A 19,508-nucleotide genomic window follows, 5' to 3' on the forward strand; every position below is an offset into this window, starting at 1 on the left:
ATCGAGCGGCTGCCATTGGAACAAAGCCGTGAAACGGTTGTTCGGCTCCAGTCCATCGAGAGAGGAGCTTGAATCATGAAAGCGCGGACACTTCTTGCACCGCTGGCTTGGGCGATCGTGTCGCTGGCTCTTCCGGCAGCTGCCGCCGAGAACGCGCAAACCTTTGTCAACAAGGCCGCTGCCGGCGGGATGTTCGAGGTGGATTCGAGCAAGCTTGCGCAGGAAAGAGCGAAGGAGCAGCAGGTCAAGGATTTTGCGGGAAAGATGATTGCCGATCACAGCGCGGCGAATGAAAAGCTGAAAAAGCTCGCCGCCGAGCAGAAGTTGCAAGTGCCGGCTCAACTCGATGCCACGCAAAAAAGCGACATTGAAAAGCTGCAGAACACCACGACAGGATTTGACCAGCCTTACGTCGAGATGCAGCGCAGCGCGCATGCCGATGCAGTCAATCTGTTCCAGTCCTATGCCAAGGAGGGCGACAATCCCAGCCTAAAGGCGTTCGCCGCTGAGACCCTGCCGACACTGAAGATGCATCAGGACATGATCGACAAGATCGCGGCGGCGAACGCAGGCATGCCGGCGGTCAAGTCGGCATCGACACCCAAACCGCCCGCACCGGTTCCGGGCGCCAACAGCTTCACCGAGTCTCAGGCAAAAAACCGCATCCAAGACGCCGGTTATAGCGACATCTCGTCGCTCGCCAAGGACGGCCAGGGGATCTGGCGCGGTCAGGCGAAGAAGGATGGCGAGAGCATCTCCGTCGCGCTCGACTATCAGGGCAACGTCTTTGCCGGTCAGCAGTAATCATCACAGGAGCAAAAAATGCAAACGATCACCGCGCTGTTCGACGACTATGACGATGCCGCCGATGCCGTTGGCGAACTCGAGTCCATGGGTGTGCCGACATCCGATCTCAGCATCGTCGCAAGCAACGCCGATGGCCGGCATTCCCCCGCGGCCGAAGATGCAGCCAGTGGAGCTGGCATCGGCGCTGTCGTGGGCGGCGCCGGTGGCTTGGCAACTGGTCTCGGCGCCATGGCAATACCCGGCGTCGGTCCGGTCGTGGCGGCTGGCTGGCTCGCGGCGACTGCCGCGGGCGCGGTCGCCGGCGCGGTCGTCGGTGGAGCGGCCGGCGGCATCATCGGCAGCCTGACGGATGGCGCCGATGTCTCGGAGCGTGATGCCCAGGTCTATGCTGAAGGCCTCCGCCGCGGCGGCACGCTGGTCACCGCTCGCGTCGACGATGAGCTCGCCCCGCAGGCGCAAGCGATCCTTCACGACTCCAGGTCCGTGGATGTCGCCGAACGGCGGAGCGAATACGAAGCTGACGGCTGGACGGGATTTGACCAGGCGGCCAGAGATTACCGTCAGCAGAGCAAATAGGGGTTGGCGTGAAACGAGTGCTGTGGCCCCTGATCCTGACAGTTGTGGTCCTGCTGGCGTGCTACGGGGCGTTCATCTACGTCGAGCGAGGTTGGCCCACGGCCCCGCTCAAGCGAACGCCCGAGCAGAACCAGGGTGGCAACGCACCGCAGGATACGTCCCCGGCGGCCGGCATAAAGAAGAGCCCGCAAGACAGCAACAAAATGCCAGGCAACCAATGAGTGTCAGGCGATCGAGTGCGTTCGCTTGATCGTCTGGTGGCGCGCTCAACCGCGTTCGACGAATTTGTTGAAACGGCTGGGTACGCCTTCCGCGGTTATGTCCTGATGCACGAAGGCAAGTCCGTTGTCGTCCAATATGGTGAAGAACTCTTGCCATTCGATGGGTTCCAGATCGTCTTCCTGGTCACCGAAGTCCACACGCAGCATCGCGCCCTTCGCCGCGGTCCGCGCGACCGCAGGTCTGCCTTGGCGGGCTTCTATCCACGCCCGGATCACCTCGTGGTTTATGGTTTTCAGCGGCTCGCTCATGATGAACCCCTTTCGGCTCTGAATCTCTGTTCCTGCCGCTCTCGTCAGCGGATAAAACTCAATCCATATCCGGCTCACTCGTTCCCGCGTCCCGCCAAAGGCGTTTGCTGCAGGCACCAACGGGCCACGACAAGGCTCAAGCGAGCCTGTCGCGGCTCGAGAGCGCCGATCGCAGCATTGCACCATTAACGGAACCAACTGCTGATCTGCTGGTTCGGGGGCATTCAGCGGAGCCTTCCCATGCCAAATGCAGCGGAAATTCTCGTCGATACTCTGATTGACTGGAACGTCGAGGTCATATTCGGCCTGCCCGGCGACGGCATCAACGGCATCATGGAGGCGCTGCGGAAAAAGCAGGACAGAATTTCATTCGTCCAAGTGCGCCATGAGGAATCCGCTGCATTCATGGCCTGCGCCTACGCCAAATGGACCGGAAAGCTTGGCGTATGCCTTGCCACGTCCGGCCCCGGCGGTGCCCACCTTCTGACCGGGCTCTACGACGCCAAGCTCGATCAGGCTCCCGTGCTCGCAATTACCGGGATGCAGTTCCACGATCTCATCGAGACATTCACGCAGCAGGATGTCGACCTGACCCGTGTCTTCAACGACGTCGCCGTCTACAACGTGCAGGTGTCGGACGCGGCGCATATGGAGAACGTCGCAAGCCTTGCCTGCCGTACCGCGCTCGCTCGCAAGGGCGTCGCCCATCTTTCGATCGCCAGCGACATCCAGGAGCAGCCTTCCGACGCGGCCAAGCGTTCAAAGCGCAACCGTCCGGCGCATACGCCACAAGACATGTTCGTTCCCCATTGCGTCGCCGAGGACGAGGAACTGGACAAGGCGGCAGCCATCCTGAACGGCGCCAAGCGCGTGGCCATTCTGGCGGGCCGCGGCGCTATGGGTGCCGCGGCCGAGCTGGAGGAAACCGCAGGACTGCTGCAGGCACCGGTCATCAAGGCGCTACTAGGTAAAGCGGTACTCCCAGACGACCATCCCTATACTACCGGCGGCATAGGCATCCTGGGGACCTTGCCGTCGCAGGAAGCAATGGAAACCTGCGACGCCGTTCTCATTGTCGGCTCGACATTTCCCTACATCGAATATTATCCGAAGCCGGGGCAGGCGCGCGGCGTTCAGATAGATTGCGACGCGCAGCGTATCGGTTTGCGGTTCCCCGTCGAAGCCGGGCTGGTTGGCGATGCAGCGGAAACGCTTCATGCACTTAACCGCAGGCTGAAGCCGAAGGCCGACGGCGCCTTCCTCGCCGCGGCTCGAACCGCCATGCAGGAGTGGCGAGAGATGATGCGCCAGTCAGAGGATGGCGAAGGGCATCCTCTCAAGCCACAACTGATCGCCCGCGCATTCGGCGAACGGCTTGCCGACAACACGATATTGGCTACCGACTCCGGGCAGAATACGGAACTTGCCGCACGCCATGTCGACCTGCGCGAGGGGCAGGAGTTCGGTGTCTCCGGCGCGCTTGCGTCCATGGCCTGCGGTCTGAGCTATGCGATAGCCGCCGGCATTGCGTTTCCCGGCCGGCCGATCGCTGCAATTGTGGGGGATGGCGGATTTGCCATGCAACTCGGTGAGTTCTCGACAGCCGTGCGCTACGGCATTCCGCTGAAGCTGTTGGTCATCAAGAACAACATGCTGAACCAGATCGCCTGGGAGCAAATGATGTTTCTCGGCAATCCGCAATTCGGCTGCGAATTGCAGCCGATCGATTTTGCCAAAGCGGCCGAGGCGATGGGCGGCAAAGGTTTCAGCATCGAGCGGGCCGACGAGGTCGAGCGCGTTCTCGACCAAGCCTTCGCTGCCGATGGGCCGGTCGTCATCCAGGCGCTCGTCGATGCCTACGAGCCGATGATGCCGCCGAAGATGCCGCCCGATTATGCCAAGAACTTCCGCAAGGCGCTGCCGGATACCCCCGGGCGCGAGCGGATCGAGGAGAACGTCGCGCGGGAGCCGGCCAAGACGATGATGGAGGCCGAGGGATGATGCTGCCGCGAACGCTGGCAACGTTCCGCGAATGGACCGGCGGCATCCTCAGCGCGTTGCCGTGTCACCTGCCTTGTTTCGCCTGGCCTTGGGAGGGACCAGTCGGCCGGAATTGGCTCGCAGGCCTCTGAAAAACTCTTCCACATAAGGCAAGAGTTCGAACAGCAGAATCACGGTCATCACCGTTGCGATGTACCCCACGGGCAGCTGCTGCTCCTTCCAGGCAAGGTCAAACCGAGCCTTCTCTGGCCCAAACCCGAACAGTGCCAGGAACTGGCCCCAGTGCAATGAAACCACGCTGACAAGGCCCATCAGCGGGATCATCTCCAGAAAGCTGTGAACGTGCTGTTCGATGGGAGTTACGGTGCGCGCGGTCGTTGCGTAACGCACGTCCCATATGGCGGTGGCCTCGTGGAGGACGAAGACGATCATCATCACGGCGATGATCAGGGCATTAATCTCCAAGAACATCGCCGCGAGCAAAGGAATGCCTACCTCGACGAACATCAGGAGATGGATCAGCGATTCCTTCGCGCCGGTCGTCGCTTCGATGTGCGTGGCGCGGTGACAGAGCCAATCGGCGAAGCCGGCGATCAACCAGACGGGCAACACGAAGTACATCAGTATCAGCACCATTGGATCGCTCAGCATCGAGCCGTGCCCCAGCTCTGATCTGTCCGTGCTGCTACGTCCTCCATGAAATCCCTCATGCCAACTCACATTCGCGCAAAACACCGCCGGGGCCGAACTTTGCCCCGCAATGGGTGCCGAATGAGCCCAGGTGCCGCCGACGGCTCGCGCTCAGTCAGTGCGTGAAGCGACTTCTCAGCCAGCCAAGTAGACGATTGCCGGTGATGATCCTGCGAACGCGCTGCGCCGCCCAACCTGCCTGCATGGTTGCGCCGGCATGGCAGCTGCAGACGACTTCATGCAACTGCCAATCGGACAGCTCAAAGAAACGTCTGGCCTCTCCGTATGTATCGGATCGCAAGCCCGATGCCCTGAGCAGCGGGTCCTCAAAGGCAACCGTGAGCGGGGAGCCTGCCGCCCGTGCTTCTTCGCGCATCCCTGGATAAAGATATTCGGTGCCGGTGAGAGCAGCGAGACAGCGCAACGGATTGCTGTCGAGCAGTTCTGCCCACCTCTCAATCTTTTCAGTCCGCGTGGCGAGCGGCACCAACGGATTGATATCAGCGACTGCGTGCAATTGGTCGAGCGTTTGGTGTTTCATGACAAGCTCCCGTCCATCCCTCCGTGACCGGTTCGTCATAGCGAGAGGTCGGCGGGCCCGCGCCCGAGGGACCAAAGCGCGGGCCGATCAGTGTTGCCCACCGATCTTCGGCAGACATCCAGCAGCGGAGCCTGCACTGCACTGAACTGACCGCCGTCCCGAATGTTCCGTAGGAAGACCGAATTCCGCGCATTGAGCGGCGCCGTCGCGAGAAGCGGCGGCGTGTCGGACCAAGGACGTGCTCGAAGATTCGACTGAATCTCAGGCTCGAGCTCGACTCTCGATCATTCGATTTGCAAGCTTGATCAGATCCTGGATCGCGGCCGGCTTCGGCAGATACGGCGCGTCGTGAAAGGCGGGCGCCTGAAATTCAGGGTCATAGCCCGAATGGACGATAAAAGGCACATTCAGCGCTTTAAGGCGGCCGGCGGCAATGCCGCGCTGGCCGTCCAGCAGCTGTATATCGATGATGGCCAAATCCGGCCTGTGGTCGGCCAGCCATGTTTCGGCTGCTCGTTCGGAGGCCACGCAGGCGACGTCGAACCCGCTGTCCATCAATCCATTCGCCATGTCCGAAGCGATCAGATACTCGTCCTCCACGACCAGCGCCAAGGGCGCCCTCATATCGGCTTCCTTAACGTTCATTGCTTCTTGCGGCCTAAACAAAAGACTGATCCCTAGTTCCACAGAGACGGAAGGCAAAGGGCTGACCTCGGCGGAGCTGAGGACCGCTGACGCTTGTCTAATTCTTCCGGCGTCGAGCTTTGAGACTTTGCCGGGTGGGAAACCGGAGCACACCCGCTTGCAGCTCTCCGTCGATGTTGCCAATCGGATTAGGACCGGCCTGGATCGGGGCGCCATTCCGGGTTTGGCGGAGCACAACCACTCCAGATCCAGCCGATGCGAGCCGTGTCCTGAGCAGACGGGCAAGCTTTGGATGCAGCCCATCGCCTCTGGCAGCTGCCATCGCGTCTAGCGAGAGGAAGGGAAGCATCGTTTATCCTTTCTTCGGCTATGCAGCTCGGTCCTCATTCCGCCGCCGCCTTTTCACGCCTTGCCTCATCGAAGTCGACCGACGACACGATCTTGCCGCTTCCGTCGCGGACCCGCACGGCCCAGCCCTCCTGCCCGCCTTCGGGCGTGTCGTCCAACAGATCGATGGCCGACCGCAGCGCCTCGCCATGCGCGGCCTCGAGGCTCGCCAGTTCCACCCCCTGGAGTTGGCGCACACTGTTGTTGTCGCGATACTCGAATGTGAACAGACCCTGCGACTTGATCGACGGCCCACCGAGGTCGCGATAGCCGCTCTGCCCGGATACCCGCTCCGTGTTGCCGAAGGCCGCACACTGGGCCATCATCTCTTTGGCGCAGCCGACGAGAGCGGCCTTATCAAGCGTCAGTCGCGGATCCGATGTCGCCATTGTGACGGCAATCTTTTCGCCGCCGTCGCCAAGAAACTCGACCACCGTACCTTCCGGTCCGGCATGTATTTCAGTTTCGAGAACCTGCATTGCCGCCTCGTCGTCTTCGCATCGGTGAAGATTAAAGCTGGCCCAATCGGAAAGGTTCCGGGTCCAATCAGGCTCGTCTTCCGCGATGTGGGCGCCCTGCCCAAAATCCGCGCCATGTCATGGCGGCATTCTTCTCCACCTCCGGCAGCCTTATTGGAACAGCAGGGCCGAACAGAAGTTTGGTTGCGAAGGAGCTATCGAATGATCTCGCCGAGCAAGCGGACACCTGCCGAGGATCGCGGTCAAATCCAGGCCGGCAGGACTGAAGACAAGACGCCCGGGTTCGATCCGGCGGCCGCGCCCCTGGAAACGGATGCCGAGGCTGGCGACGCCGCCAATCCGGCGCGGCCTGCGACGCGACATGAAGCGAAATTCACCAACCAGGCGAGTTTCGCCAATGCAATGCGGCGCCCGGAGAATGCGTCCGGTCTTCATCCCGGCAGAAAGGGGCCGGTTTTGGTGATCGCGGCGGCCGTAGTCCTCGCGGCCGCCGCGATCCTGCTTGCCGCGCTGCTCGGGTAACTCCTTTGCCGTCGTCTCCTCAAACGACGTGGCGCCACGGCTGAAATATCCGTCTTGCATTCAACAGCTCAGAGGGTGATTTTTGATGCCAACATTGAAAAAGCTCCTTCGCCGTCTGTGGCGGCGGAAAATCCAACCGACGGCGGATCCCTCTCCGGTCGATGCGATCGTGCGGCTGCTGCGCGAAGCAAAGGACCAGAAGCTGCACGGCGGCAAAGAGTAGAAATATCGATCGTTTCGCGTCCTGCCGTTCGGAACAACGGCGGACAAGCTGGATGTCCCTCCAACCGTTTCTGAAACAACGCATGGTGACCGCGCGAAAGATCGACAAGGACAGGCACGAACGGACATCGGCCGCGGCGCGCGCGTTGATGGAAGCGGAGCGACTGACGCGCCAGGCGAAGACCGCTCGGCTGCGCGAGCAGCGTCTGGCCGCGACGCCGGCGACAAAGACGCCCTCTCCTGCCGAACCGCCTCCTCGCGCGACCGGACCCAAGCCACCGCCAATGAAGAAACGGAAAATGACGGATATCAGCTAACGCCTGGCTCCGCTCGGTGCTGCTGCACCCTGGCAAGGCTGCCACCAGGCGGACCAAGATTCCGACCACCAGTACGATCGGCAAGATCGCTGCCAAGCCCCTGGGCACAAAGAGGCGTTCCAGCAGGCTGACTGCGGGCTGCAGGAGCAACTTGAGAAAGACGGCGAGAACGAGCGGAAGCACGATGGCGCCCGCGGCGAAGAAGGCGGCAAGGATTGCCAGGACGAAAAGACCGCCTGTGAAGAATGTCACCGCGCGCAATCGTGCTGCTTGCCGGCTCTCAACGGTTTGCAAGATGGGCTCGGCCGTTTCCACAGGAGCCGGCGATGATCGTTCGAACTCGGAGCGTCCGTTCTGCATTGAAGTCATTGCCTGCGTACTGAACCCGGGGAAGGACTCAGATGTTCCCTGCGCAACAGAGAACGACGAGCTTCAGGCGGGCGCTTGGCATTACGCCGGACCAGGCATGCGCACGGCGGACTGAAATGATCGAGAGTTACGAAACGGAAACTCTCAGTCCCCGGCCGCTGGATCTCCAGGCCCGGTCTCGATCTCATCAAATATGTGTTCGTGGATGATGCCCAGGATTTGCAGCCTCACCGCCTCACGCGCCTCCGGCTGAATGAACGGCATAAGGAGGCCGACTGTCTCCACGACCCGCCGTGGCAGATCCGCGCTTGGGTCGGTCAAACGGCTTCCGTGATCGTAGATGTTTTCAGTGAGCTTTTTATCCAGATCCGAAAAAGTGCCCATGCTATCGCTCCGAACCTGACGTCGGAACGGCCGGATCCTGAAAATGGTTCCGCGCCATAGCGGCCGCTCTGGCCAGCGCCTCAAAGTTTCGCAAGGAAATATCAGCGCGCAGTTTGGGGCAACCCACAGGCCTGTGAGGTCGCGCAACCTCGATCGCTCTTAATGCAACGGACATCGATGCCGGCAAGAGCTCAAGTCTTGCGGCCGCGCTCGACGAATTTGTTGAAACGGCTTTCTCCTCCGCTGCCGGCCTTGTCCTGGTGAAGGAAAGCCAGATCGTTCTCGTCGAAGATCCTGAAGAACTCATCCCACTCGATCGGCTCGAGCGCTTCTTCCGGCTCGCCGAAATCGATGCGCAGGATGCCACCCTTGCCTTTGGTGCGGACCACGGCGGGATGGCCATCCCTTTCCTCCACCCATTTACGGATTTCGTCGTGATTGGTGGTCGTCTTCGCCTCGGACATGGCTTTTCCTTTCTCGCAGCGGGACCGACGCGGTCCTAACAGCGCGCAAAGGGCAATGTTCCAACCGATCGGCAGTCCGACCACGGATTGTCACGCGCATTGCGGGAGGAGCTTTGTTGAAGCAGGGAACAAACCTTTTGTCCCGCAGTTCGGGAACCCAACGCCAAATCCGCAAGGAGTTCTCGTGAAACGTGTACTGGTTACGGGGGGCTGCGGTTTCATCGGCCGGCATGTCGCCCAGGAGCTCATAGAACATGGCTATGAAGTGCGTATCCTGGACGTGCTTCTGGATCAGGTCCATGGCAGCGAGGCCATCAGCATCCCGGGTGGCGCCGAGCTGACAAAGGGCGATGTGCGCGACCCGGGAGCAGTGGCAGAAGCCGTTTCGGGTATCGACGCCGTCATCCATCTCGCTGCCGAGGTCGGCGTCGGCCAATCCATGTACGAGATCGCCCGCTACGTCGGCACCAATGATCTCGGCACCGCGACCCTGCTCCAGGCATTGATCAAGCAACCGGTCGAACGGATTGTCGTCGCGTCCTCGATGAGCATCTACGGCGAGGGCCTCTATGAGACACCGGACGGGCGGCGCATTGACGACGCCCGCCGCAAGCCGAGCGATATCAGGAACGGCCAGTGGGACCCGTTGTCTGCTGCGGGCGAAAGCCTGTCGCCGATTCCAACCGACGAGGAGAAGCGGCCTGACCTCGCCTCGATCTATGCGCTGACCAAATATGCGCAGGAGAGGGCGGTGCTGATCTTCGGCCAGGCCTATGATGCGGATGCGGTGGCCTTGCGCCTGTTCAACGTCTTCGGCGCCGGACAGGCGCTCGCCAACCCCTACACGGGCGTGCTCGCCAACTTCGCCTCGCGTCTTGCCAACGGCAAGCGGCCGATGGTCTTTGAGGACGGCAAGCAAAAGCGCGACTTCGTCCATGTGCAGGACGTCGCCCGGGCCTTCCGACTGGCATTGGAGCAACGCCAGGCAGCTGGCCACGCCATCAACATCGGCAGCGGACGGTCCTACACGATCAGCGAGGTCGCCCGCCTGCTCGCCGAGGCAATGGGCGTTCCGAAGCGGCCACCCGAAATTCTCGGCAAGGCGCGCTCCGGCGATATCCGCAACTGCTTCGCCGATATCGGCAAGGCGCGCGAGCTGCTCGGCTTCGAGCCGAGCCGCCGGCTGGAGGATTCGCTTGGCGAATTCGCGGCCTGGGTTCGCAACAGCGTCGCCATCGACCGCGGCGCCGACATGAAGCGCGAGCTTGAAGAGCGAGGGTTGGTGTCATGAGCCAACGGGATCGCAATCCTCGCAAGGCGCCGGTGGTTGTCATCGGCGGCAGTGGCTTCATAGGCTCCAATCTGGCCGACAGTCTGCTGTCGGACGGCGAGCCGGTGCTGGTCATCGACAATTTCAGCCGTTCCGGCGTCGAGCAGAACCTCGAGTGGCTGGCGCAAAAGCACGGCAGCCGGCTCAGCGTGGAAACCGTTGACATACGCGACGGGAGCAGCCTGGCCTCGGCCCTGGCGCCGGCCAAGGCGATCTTCCATCTGGCCGCCCAGACCGCCGTGACCACGAGCCTGGTCGATCCCGCGCAAGACCTCGACATCAATCTCAAAGGCACGTTCAACGTGCTCGAAGCGGCGCGCCGCACGGGCGTCCCGGTAATCTTCGCCAGCACCAATAAGGTCTATGGCAGCTTGCCCCAGATCGCGGTGCGAGAAGCCGACGATCGATACGAGCCGGATGACGAAGCCATCCGCGCCAATGGCGTGGCCGAGACGATCGGCCTCGATTTCTGCACGCCCTATGGCTGTTCGAAGGGCGCTGCGGACCAATATGTCCTCGACTACACCAAGTCCTACGGCCTGCCGACGGCGGTGCTGCGCATGAGCTGCATCTACGGCCCGCGCCAGTTCGGTACCGAGGATCAGGGCTGGGTCGCGCATTTCCTGCTCAGCGCGCTCGACGGCCGACCGATCACGATCTACGGCGACGGCAAGCAGGTGCGCGACATCCTGCATGTGTCCGACGCGGTTGCCGCCTATCGCGGCTTGCTTGGCAGGATCGAAGACCTCAAGGGCCAAGCCTTCAACCTCGGCGGCGGACCGCACAACGCCGTCAGCCTGCGCGCGCTGCTGTCGGAGATCGCCGCCATGACAGGCCGCAACATCACGCTCCGCCACGATCTGCAGCGGACCGGTGACCAACCCTTCTTCGTCGCAGACACCCGCAAGATAGAGGCCGCGTTGGGCTGGCGGGCGCGCGTCCCGTGGCGCGAGGGCGTCTGCGATCTCGCTGAATGGCTGCTGCGGCACCGTCTACAGCCCCGCCCCGAAACCGCGAGGTATGTCGCATGAAGGTCGCACTGGTCAACCCGCACTGGACATACGAGCACAGCATCTATTTCGGATGCCGGCAGCCGCATCTGCCGCTGGAGCTTGGCTACTGCAAAGCGCTGCTGGAAGCCAACCGCCACGAGGTGCTGATGCTGGATGGACAGCTGCAGGACCTCGACAACGCCACACTCGCGGAGCGAGTGGCCGCGTTCGGGGCGAACATGACTGTCGTGACCACGGCGCCGACTTACCTGTTCTGGCGCTGCGCGCCTCCGGAGTTGCGGGTGCCGGCAGAGTTCCTGCAGCATCTCGCCGGACGCGGCGGCCGCACCGTCGCCGTCGGGCCGCACGGCTCGGCAACCCCTGCCCCCACCCTGCGCAAGCTTGGCGCCGACATCGTCGTGCGAGGCGAATGCGAGGAAGTGGTGGCCGAACTCGCTGGGTGCGACGACTGGACCGCCGTCCCCAACACGGCGTGGTTGGACGGCGACGCGCCGGTCAGCAACGGTGGCGTCGCGGTCAGCCGCTTTGTAGACCACCCGGCCCTCCATTGGCCGTCCGATTGGATTGCTGCCCATGCGCATCATCATCATCGGTTCGATACAAACCAGAAGGGCTTCGGCGCGGAAGTGGAGGCATCCAGGGGCTGTCCATATAATTGCAGCTTCTGCGCCAAGATCGATTTTCGCGATGCATACCGGCGCAGGAACCATGACGCCGTCATTGCCGAGATTGACTGCTTGATCGCGCAGGGCGTTGGCTACGTTTATTTCATCGACGAGATTTTCCTGCCGCAGAAGGCGCTGCTCGAGGCGTTGATCAGCCGCGACGTCCAATTCGGTGTCCAGACCCGCATCGATCTTTGGAAACCGGAGCTGCTCGAGTTGCTGGGCGAGGCCGGCTGTGTCTCGWTCGAAGCAGGCCTCGAAAGCCTGACCGTCGAAGGCCGCGAGATGCTGGCCAAGCGCTGCCGGCTGGACACGGAGGAACTGGCCGCGCTGCTGGTCGATGCCCGGCGTCACGTTCCCTTCGTCCAAGCCAATCTGATCGGCGTGGTCGAGGACGACCCGGCGCTGGTGGATTATTGGCGCAAGCATCTTATCGACAACGGCGTCTGGGCCAACGAACCGGTGCCGCTCTACCCCTATCCAAGCTCGCCCAGTTACCGCGAGCTATGGGGCGAGCCCGACGATTTCGCGTGGGAGCGCGCGCATGAGCATTACCTCGCCTCGTTTCGAACATTCAGCGACATCCAGGACCAGCGTCCGCGCGCATTGGCCGAGTTGGAGTCCTCATGCTGCAATCGCTGATCCATCGCCCAAGGCGTATCCTGATGACCACCGACGCCGTCGGCGGGGTTTGGCGCTATTCGCTCGATCTGGCGCGCGAGCTCGTTGCCGGCGGCGACACCGTCATGCTGGCCGGCCTGGGACCCCGGCCTTCGGCGGAACAGGTCCGGGAAGCGCAATCCTTCGCATCGCTCGCGTGGCTTGAAACCCCGCCGGACTGGATGACGCGCGACGAGAGCGCTCTCGATCGGTTTCCCGAAGAAATGCAGGCCATCGCAACAGCCTTCGCCGCGGATCTTGTTCATCTCAACGCACCGGCTCAGGCGGCAAGGATCGATCTGCCCTGCCCTCTCGTGGTGGTCTCGCATTCCTGCGTCGTGACGTGGCTGCATGCTGTACGCGGCCAGGTCGTGGCGGGCGACTGGGCGTGGCAGAAGGATCGCAACCGGGCTGGATTCGACCGCGCCGGGGTAGTCGTCGCACCCAGCCGCAGCCACGCCGCCATGCTTGTGTCCTGCTATGGAGCGATCTCGCGACTGAGCGTCATCCACAACGGCGCCCTGCCTGGCCCACCGGAGTCGCGCCGCGAATCGTTCGCTTTCGCCGCCGCCCGTTGGTGGGACGAGGGCAAGAACGCCAAGGTGCTCGATGCCGCCGCCGCGATCACCGAATGGCCGATTTACGCCGCCGGCCCGCTCGACAGTGGTGATGGACAGCGGACTTGCCTCGATCATTGCGTCACGCTTGGCCCGGTCGGCCACGCCGAGGCGCGGCGGCTGATGGCGCGGGCCAGCATTTTCGTTTCGCCCTCCATCTACGAGCCTTTCGGACTTGCCGCTTTGGAGGCTGCGCTCTCGGGTGCGCCCTTGGTGCTCGCCGACATCGCGACCTATCGCGAGATCTGGGACGGCGCGGCCATGTTCTTCGACATGCACGATCCTCGCGCCCTTGCCCAATGCATCTCCCGCCTCGCCGGCGACGCCGACCTGCGCCGCCAATTCGGCCGGCGCGCCGCCCGGCGCGCGCGTAAACTTTCGCTGCAGGCGCAGGCAGCGGCGATGCGCGAAATCTACGATCGGGCGGCGATGGCCGTCGCGGAGCGCTGACCATGCGGTTCGTGTTCTACACCCATTCCGTCGTTTCCGACTGGAACCATGGCAACGCGCATTTCCAGCGCGGCATCATGCGCGAACTCATCGCGAGAGGACACCACGCATTCGCGCTCGAGCCCGCGGACGGATGGAGCCGATCGAACCTGCTGGTCGAGAAAGGTCCTTTCGCAGTCGAACGTTTCCGGAAGGATTTTCCCGAGCTGATACCGGTGACCTACGACGCATCCTTCGATCATGAGGCCTGGATCGCGGACGCGGATGTGGTGGTCGTCCATGAGTGGACCGATCCGGATCTTGTCGCCCGTATCGGCCGGGCCAAACTCAACGGCGGCAATTTCACGCTGCTGTTCCACGACACGCATCATCGCGCCGTATCGGCCACGCAGTGGATTTCGGCATTGAACCTTGAGCATTATGACGGCGTCTTGCTGTTCGGCCAGGCATTGCGAGAGAGCTATCTGCGCGCCGGATGGGGCAAACGGGCCTTCACCTGGCATGAGGCAGCCGACGATCGGCTGTTCAAGCCGTTCCCCGACGTCGATCCCTTCCTGGATCTGGTGTGGGTCGGCAACTGGGGCGATGACGAGCGTAGCGCCGAAATCCAGGAGTTCCTCGTCGAGCCGGCACGTGAGCTTGGCCTTTCGGGAACCGTCCACGGCGTACGCTATCCGGCACGAGCGCGGGCGGCACTGGCCGACGCTGGCCTCAAATACCAGGGTTGGCTCGCCAATGCCGATGTCCCGAAAACCTTCGCGCAGCATCGTGTGACGGTGCACATTCCGCGCCGGCCTTACCGCGAACACCTGCCCGGCATTCCGACGATCCGCATGTTCGAGGCGTTGGCCTGCGGCATTCCTTTGATCTCGGCACCCTGGCCGGACGTCGAAGGGCTGTTCCGTCCCGGCCAGGATTTCCTCTTTGCCCGCGACGGCGCCGAGATGCGGCAACATCTGTGCGATGTGCTGCACGATGCCGGATTTGCGCAGGCGTTGGCGGCGGCCGGGCTGGAAACCATTCTCGCGCGGCACACGTGCCGGCACCGCGTGGACGAACTGTTCGACATACTCGCCGCGTGCGGCAATCGCGCTGCGGTCGACAGCACGACAGCAAAGGAGGCTGCCGCATGAAGATCGCCTTTTACGGATCCAGCCTGTTGTCATCCTACTGGAACGGCGCCGCCACCTATTATCGGGGGCTRCTGAAAGCGCTTTCCTGGCATGGCTACGACATCGTCTTTTATGAGCCGGATGCCTTCGACCGCCAGAACCATCGCGACATCGACATTCCCGACTGGTGCGACGTCGTCGTCTATGAGGCGACGCCGGATGCGCTGATGCAGGTCGCGTCCCGCGCCGCTGAGGCCGATATCGTCGTCAAGGCGAGCGGTGTCGGCTTCGAAGACGAGGCCCTGTTGCGCGCCGTGCTAGACCACTCCCGCAGCGACGCGCTGACGGTGTTCTGGGACGTCGACGCCCCGGCGACGCTCAGCGAGTTGCGCAACCATCCCGACCATCCTCTCCACGAGGAGCTCAAGAGGATCGCCCTGGTGCTGACCTATGGCGGCGGCGATCCCGTCGTATGGGATTACCGGGCGCTTGGCGCGGCCGAATGCGTGCCGATCTACAACGCGCTCGACCCCGAGACGCATTTCCCCGTCGCCCGCGATCCCCGCTTCGCCTGCGATCTCGCTTTTCTCGGCAACCGCCTGCCGGACCGCGAGGCGCGCGTGGAGGCCTTCTTCCTCAAGCCCGCCAGTGCCCTGGAGGACCAGAAGTTCCTGCTCGGCGGGTCAGGCTGGGGCGACAAGCCAATGCCGGCGAATGTCTCCTGGCTCGGCCATGTCGGCACGCGGGACCACAACGCGTTCAATGTCACGCCGAAAGCGGTGCTGAACATCAGCCGCGACAGCATGGCCAGCAACGGGTTTTCGCCGGCAACGCGGGTGTTTGAAGCAGCCGGCGCCGGCGCATGCATTATCACGGATGCCTGGGCCGGCATCGAGCTGTTCCTGACGCCTGGCGAGGAAATCCTGGTGGCTCGGGACGGCGCCGACGTTGTCGAGATCATGCGCACGCTTACGCCTGGGCGCGCGAAGAGAATCGGCAAGGCGGCGCTTCGACGCGTTCTTGCCGAACATACCTACACATTGAGGGCTGAACTGGTTGACGCCATCTTCAAGGCGCATTTCGAGCGCCGGACCGTGGAGGCCGCGGAATGACGAAGCCGCTCGACATCGTTTTCCTCGGTCTGTCGTTGTCCTCCTCCTGGGGCAACGGCCACGCGACGACCTTTCGGGGGCTGTTGAGAGCGCTCAACAAGCTCGGGCATCGCGTCACATTCCTCGAGCGCGACGTGCCCTGGTATGCGCGTCACCGCGATCTGCGCGACCCCGATTTCTGCGACTTGCGCTATTACGAGACGGTCGGCGAACTCCGCCGCAACCATGAGCGAGACCTTCGGCTTGCCGATGTCGTGGTCATTGGTTCGTTCGTACCTGAAGGCAAAGCGATCATCGACGATCTCGCGTCCTTGTGCACCGGGCAATTCTGCTTCTACGACATCGACACTCCGGTGACGCTGGCAAGGGTCGCGGAAGACAGCTGCGACTACCTCGCGCGTCGGCAGATCCCCTATTTCGACGTCTATTTCTCCTTCACGGGAGGGCCGACCCTTGAACGCCTGAAGCTCGAATTCGGAGCGCGCCGGGCAGAGCCGCTCTATTGTTCGGTTGACCCCGAGCGGCACCATCGGATCGGAAGCAAGATCGAATGGGATCTGGGCTATCTCGGCACCTATAGCACTGACCGGCAGCCGATGTTGGAAGCGCTGCTGGTCGAACCGGCGCGCAGGCTGCCGCAGCGAAAGTTCGTGGTTGCCGGTTCGCAGTACCCCTCCGAGATCGCCTGGCCTTCCAACGTCGAGCGGATCGAGCACCTGCCACCCGCCGATCATGCCGCCTTCTATAGCAAGCAACGTTACACGCTGAACCTGACACGCACTTCGATGATCGCAGCCGGATGGTCTCCCAGCGTGCGGCTTTTCGAAGCCGCAGCGTGCAGAACGCCGATCATCAGCGACCGCTGGCCGGGCCTGGAAAACTTCTTTCCAGCCTCGGCAATCCGGACGGCCGCGAGCGCGGAAGATGTGACGGAAATCCTTCTGGGACAGTCGGACCGCGCCAGGCTGAACATGGCCAGACAGGCTTGTTCGCTGGTCCTCGGCGGACACACCGGGGATGCTCGGGCACGTGAGTTCACGTCAGTGCTCGCGCAGCCACGGGTACGTCCGCTGCTCGCGGTGGACGTCGAAAGTGCAGCATAACAGGCATACAGGAGAACGTAGAGATGCGGCGTTCAAGAATGGTTCGACAGACACGGACGGTGCTTGTCGCCGGCGGTGCGGGTTTCCTTGGTTCGCACCTATGCGAGGCCCTGTTTGCCGAGGGCCATCGAGTGATCTGTGTCGACAACTTTCTCACCGGGCGTGTGGAAAACATAACCCCCCTTGTCGGCCAATCGCAGTTTCGGCTGATCGAGCAGGATATCTGCACTCCGCTCGAGCTCGGTGAGCCGGTCGATCATATTTTTAACCTGGCATGCGCGGCGTCTCCTCCCCGTTACCAAGCCGACCCGGTTCACACGACCCGCACCTGCGTGATCGGAACGCTCAACCTGCTTGAGCTTGCCGTGCGCGACGGCGCGCGATTCCTGCAAGCCTCAACGAGCGAGATCTATGGCGATCCCGAACAGCATCCGCAGCACGAGGATTATTTCGGCCATGTGAACTGCACTGGCCCGCGCGCCTGCTACGACGAAGGCAAGCGCGCGGCAGAGACGCTCTGCTTCGATTATTTGCGGGCCGATATGGTCGATGTGCGTGTCGCTCGCATCTTCAACACTTACGGCCCGCGAATGGACCCTGCCGACGGCCGCATCGTCTCGAATCTGGTCATGCAGGCACTGGAAAGACGACCGCTGACTATATTCGGCGACGGTCGGCAAACGCGATCCTTCTGCTACGTCACCGACCTGGTCGATGGCCTGTTGCGGCTCATGAACGTCGAGCCCAATCCGCGCCTGCCGGTCAATCTTGGCAATCCCGGAGAATTCACCATCCTCGACTTGGCCGGCCTGGTGAGGGAACTGACCGGCACCAGGTCGCCCGTGAAATTCCTGCCTTTGCCACAAGACGATCCTCGCCGGCGACGGCCCGACATAGCTCGCGCGAAAGCGCTTCTCGGTTGGTCACCCAAGGTGCCGCTCAGGCAGGGCCTGCTGCAGACAGTCGTCTACTTCGCCGATCTGGACGACACTGCGTCTGTGCGGTCGGCCGCACCGAATGCCAAGTCGGGGGTGGGCAGATCTGGATCTTTCAGCTCCAACGATGCGGATCCGGCGAGCGTTCTTTTCACCCGAGCGGAACATCMGACCAAGGTTCTGGTTGGGCCTGACAACCAGTTAGGAGAACATAGCCGTGCAGTCGAAGCGATCAGCCAAGGACATCGACCAGATGGTGGCCGCGGAAACCGCCGCCTTCCTGCGACGAGCCTCCATCACGTATCTCGAATGCTGCGTCAGTCTGATGATGACGCATCTCCAACGCGAAGAAGTCGCCAGCATCCTCGAGCAGGAAGCTGACATGCTGCGCAAGCTGGACTGAGACCTGGGCACTGTTCCATTTTTCGCGACTACCGGGCCGGCATTGCGCAAACCAGGAAAGGAGAACCGATATGGGTCTCAGTACAGTCCTCATCATCATTCTTATCTTGGTGCTGATCGGCGCGATCCCGGCTTGGCCGTATTCGTCAGGCTGGGGCTACGGCCCTTCAGGCCTCGTCGGCGTCATACTTGTCATCTTGGTGATCCTGGCTCTCATGGGCAGGATTTGAGGATTGGATAGCCCGGCCAAGCCTGAAATTGCTCTAATTTCGCATGGAACTCGCACTGCCGGCCTTCACGGCGGACGATCCGCTTCCGATCCAAAAGGCCGTCAGGACCAATGCGGCCGCGAGGTAGAGCGCGGAGGCGCCCACCCACATGATCAAGCCGCCAAGCTGCTGGTCTTCGAGGGCCGTGAGGTTCCATTGCGACGCTGCCGAGTTCTTCGGAACGAACACGTCATTTTTTGACAGAGCCAGAATCGCGCCAAGCAGCCCGCAATGCGTGGAGGTGAAGAACAGATAAAACACCGACGCGCCGTAGCCTCTTCGGCGCGCTCGGCCATTGAGCAAAGCCCACCAGAAGAGCAGCGCGCTTGCCAGGAAGCTGAAATGCTGCAGCCAATGCACCGGCTCGCTCGCGAGGGCGGCGTCGAACAGAGCTGGTATGTGCCATGACCAGATCGCGAGGCCATGCAAGATCGTCGCGGACGCTGGKTCGGTCAGGCCGCGCCACGTCATTCGCACAAGGCGCCATCGTGCCCCGCGCGCAAGGTGCCGCCGTATGGCGCGAGGGAACGCCCACAACATGGCGCCGAGCGGTCGCGACAACACAAGCGGAGGCGCCGCGGCGATCATCAACACCTCGTGCTCAATCATGTGCGCCGTAAACAACCGCTCGCCCAATTCGTGTAGCGGAGACACAAGGGCCGCAGCAAGCGCTGCCCAACCTGCCGCAAAGCAGGCCAGTTGCCACCATGCGACGCCGCGCCCCACTCCTGCCTGCCGCCAAAGCCGCACCACGCCACCGATGTAGAGCAACAATGCAAGGCCAAGCGGAATGACGGTCACGCCGGAGACCGGCCAGCCGCCACCAGGCGCTTGATCCGCGCCATGAGCAAAGGCGATGGCCGGCGTCAGCGCCATGCATGCTGCCGAAGCAAGCGCTCCGAGCAA

General features: G+C 62.5%; 21 protein-coding genes and 1 pseudogene. 13 read left to right on the top strand and 9 right to left on the bottom strand.

The genetic code is table 11. The features are described 5' to 3' along the window. The first annotated feature begins 75 nt into the window (after positions 1 to 75). Together LCM4577_RS07440 and LCM4577_RS07445 are read left to right on the top strand one after the other, a co-directional pair. Positions 76 to 804, top strand: coding sequence for a DUF4142 domain-containing protein (locus LCM4577_RS07440; RefSeq protein WP_071032553.1), 729 nt, complete (start codon positions 76 to 78; stop codon positions 802 to 804). A gap of 18 nt (positions 805 to 822) precedes the next feature. Continuing rightward, positions 823 to 1,383 (top strand): hypothetical protein, encoded by a 561-nt coding sequence (locus LCM4577_RS07445; RefSeq protein ID WP_040990482.1) that lies wholly within the window; start codon positions 823 to 825, stop codon positions 1,381 to 1,383. Between the two features lie 266 nt (positions 1,384 to 1,649). Here the strand turns inward: LCM4577_RS07445 and LCM4577_RS07450 are convergent, their stop codons facing one another. Further along, entirely contained in the window at positions 1,650 to 1,913 is a 264-nt protein-coding gene (locus tag LCM4577_RS07450) for a hypothetical protein (protein WP_040990480.1), read from the bottom strand. Positions 1,914 to 2,153: 240 nt separating this feature from the next. Between LCM4577_RS07450 and LCM4577_RS07455 the strand changes: the two genes are divergently transcribed. Then, positions 2,154 to 3,914, top strand: coding sequence for a thiamine pyrophosphate-dependent enzyme (locus LCM4577_RS07455; protein WP_071070486.1), 1,761 nt, complete (start codon positions 2,154 to 2,156; stop codon positions 3,912 to 3,914). Positions 3,915 to 3,962: 48 nt separating this feature from the next. On the opposite strand, the gene LCM4577_RS07460 is transcribed toward LCM4577_RS07455, so the two are convergent. The 4 genes from LCM4577_RS07460 to LCM4577_RS07475 form a co-directional block, all read right to left on the bottom strand. Next, positions 3,963 to 4,565, bottom strand: coding sequence for a diguanylate cyclase (locus tag LCM4577_RS07460; RefSeq protein ID WP_071070488.1), 603 nt, complete (start codon positions 4,563 to 4,565; stop codon positions 3,963 to 3,965). Positions 4,566 to 4,719: 154 nt separating this feature from the next. Beyond that, positions 4,720 to 5,145 (bottom strand): hypothetical protein, encoded by a 426-nt coding sequence (locus LCM4577_RS07465; RefSeq protein WP_071033130.1) that lies wholly within the window; start codon positions 5,143 to 5,145, stop codon positions 4,720 to 4,722. 261 nt (positions 5,146 to 5,406) lie between these two features. After that, positions 5,407 to 5,757 (bottom strand): response regulator, encoded by a 351-nt coding sequence (locus tag LCM4577_RS07470; protein WP_157900450.1) that lies wholly within the window; start codon positions 5,755 to 5,757, stop codon positions 5,407 to 5,409. 416 nt (positions 5,758 to 6,173) lie between these two features. Then, positions 6,174 to 6,656 (bottom strand): DUF6894 family protein, encoded by a 483-nt coding sequence (locus LCM4577_RS07475; protein WP_040990475.1) that lies wholly within the window; start codon positions 6,654 to 6,656, stop codon positions 6,174 to 6,176. Between LCM4577_RS07475 and LCM4577_RS07480 the strand changes: the two genes are divergently transcribed. After that, a complete protein-coding gene (locus tag LCM4577_RS07480; protein ID WP_320411855.1) occupies positions 6,630 to 7,178 on the top strand; it encodes a hypothetical protein in 549 nt (182 codons plus the stop codon). The genes LCM4577_RS07475 and LCM4577_RS07480 overlap by 27 nt on opposite strands. Positions 7,179 to 7,246: 68 nt before the next feature. On the opposite strand, the gene LCM4577_RS07485 is transcribed toward LCM4577_RS07480, so the two are convergent. From LCM4577_RS07485 to LCM4577_RS07495, 3 genes are all read right to left on the bottom strand, one after another. Continuing rightward, positions 7,247 to 8,077 (bottom strand): AI-2E family transporter, encoded by an 831-nt coding sequence (locus LCM4577_RS07485; protein ID WP_198541023.1) that lies wholly within the window; start codon positions 8,075 to 8,077, stop codon positions 7,247 to 7,249. Between the two features lie 153 nt (positions 8,078 to 8,230). Next, on the bottom strand, positions 8,231 to 8,470 hold the full coding sequence (locus LCM4577_RS07490; protein WP_040990472.1) for a hypothetical protein: 240 nt from the start codon (positions 8,468 to 8,470) through the stop codon (positions 8,231 to 8,233). A gap of 191 nt (positions 8,471 to 8,661) precedes the next feature. Beyond that, the gene (locus LCM4577_RS07495) at positions 8,662 to 8,934 is read right to left on the bottom strand and encodes a hypothetical protein (RefSeq protein WP_041004172.1); all 273 of its coding nucleotides are present in this window, start codon (positions 8,932 to 8,934) and stop codon (positions 8,662 to 8,664) included. A 184-nt stretch (positions 8,935 to 9,118) separates the two neighbouring features. Here LCM4577_RS07495 and LCM4577_RS07500 point away from each other — a divergent pair, with 184 nt between their 5' ends. The 9 genes and pseudogenes from LCM4577_RS07500 (at position 9,119) to LCM4577_RS07540 (ending at position 18,563) form a co-directional block, all read left to right on the top strand. Continuing rightward, a complete protein-coding gene (locus LCM4577_RS07500) occupies positions 9,119 to 10,225 on the top strand; it encodes an NAD(P)-dependent oxidoreductase (protein WP_071070489.1) in 1,107 nt (368 codons plus the stop codon). Beyond that, complete coding sequence (locus LCM4577_RS07505) at positions 10,222 to 11,295, top strand: NAD-dependent epimerase/dehydratase family protein (RefSeq protein ID WP_071070490.1); 1,074 nt, start codon at positions 10,222 to 10,224, stop codon at positions 11,293 to 11,295. The genes LCM4577_RS07500 and LCM4577_RS07505 overlap by 4 nt, the downstream gene beginning before the upstream one ends. Continuing rightward, positions 11,292 to 12,584: a TIGR04295 family B12-binding domain-containing radical SAM protein gene (locus LCM4577_RS07510; protein WP_071070492.1), complete on the top strand. Its 1,293-nt coding sequence runs from the start codon at positions 11,292 to 11,294 to the stop codon at positions 12,582 to 12,584. The genes LCM4577_RS07505 and LCM4577_RS07510 overlap by 4 nt, the downstream gene beginning before the upstream one ends. Continuing rightward, entirely contained in the window at positions 12,569 to 13,669 is a 1,101-nt protein-coding gene (locus tag LCM4577_RS07515) for a glycosyltransferase family 4 protein (protein WP_071070494.1), read from the top strand. Before LCM4577_RS07510 ends, LCM4577_RS07515 begins: the two co-directional genes overlap by 16 nt. Positions 13,670 to 13,671: 2 nt before the next feature. Further along, a complete protein-coding gene (locus LCM4577_RS07520; RefSeq protein ID WP_071070496.1) occupies positions 13,672 to 14,802 on the top strand; it encodes a glycosyltransferase in 1,131 nt (376 codons plus the stop codon). Then, positions 14,799 to 15,893: a glycosyltransferase gene (locus tag LCM4577_RS07525; protein ID WP_071070499.1), complete on the top strand. Its 1,095-nt coding sequence runs from the start codon at positions 14,799 to 14,801 to the stop codon at positions 15,891 to 15,893. The genes LCM4577_RS07520 and LCM4577_RS07525 overlap by 4 nt, the downstream gene beginning before the upstream one ends. Further along, positions 15,890 to 16,996: a glycosyltransferase gene (locus tag LCM4577_RS07530; protein WP_041004160.1), complete on the top strand. Its 1,107-nt coding sequence runs from the start codon at positions 15,890 to 15,892 to the stop codon at positions 16,994 to 16,996. Before LCM4577_RS07525 ends, LCM4577_RS07530 begins: the two co-directional genes overlap by 4 nt. A 23-nt stretch (positions 16,997 to 17,019) precedes the next feature. Then, positions 17,020 to 18,039, top strand: a pseudogene (locus LCM4577_RS07535) (UDP-glucuronic acid decarboxylase family protein); the annotation flags it as partial. A 365-nt stretch (positions 18,040 to 18,404) separates the two neighbouring features. Then, positions 18,405 to 18,563 carry a DUF3309 domain-containing protein gene (locus LCM4577_RS07540; protein ID WP_041010234.1) on the top strand — a complete coding sequence of 53 codons (159 nt, stop codon included), beginning with the start codon at positions 18,405 to 18,407 and terminating at the stop codon, positions 18,561 to 18,563. Between the two features lie 33 nt (positions 18,564 to 18,596). On the opposite strand, the gene LCM4577_RS07545 is transcribed toward LCM4577_RS07540, so the two are convergent. Next, the gene (locus tag LCM4577_RS07545; protein ID WP_244508239.1) at positions 18,597 to 19,478 is read right to left on the bottom strand and encodes a cytochrome c oxidase assembly protein; all 882 of its coding nucleotides are present in this window, start codon (positions 19,476 to 19,478) and stop codon (positions 18,597 to 18,599) included. Positions 19,479 to 19,508 lie beyond the last annotated feature (30 nt).

This window comes from Mesorhizobium sp. LCM 4577, assembly GCF_001854795.2.
In the GTDB taxonomy this organism is placed as follows: Bacteria; Pseudomonadota; Alphaproteobacteria; order Rhizobiales; family Rhizobiaceae; genus Mesorhizobium; species Mesorhizobium plurifarium.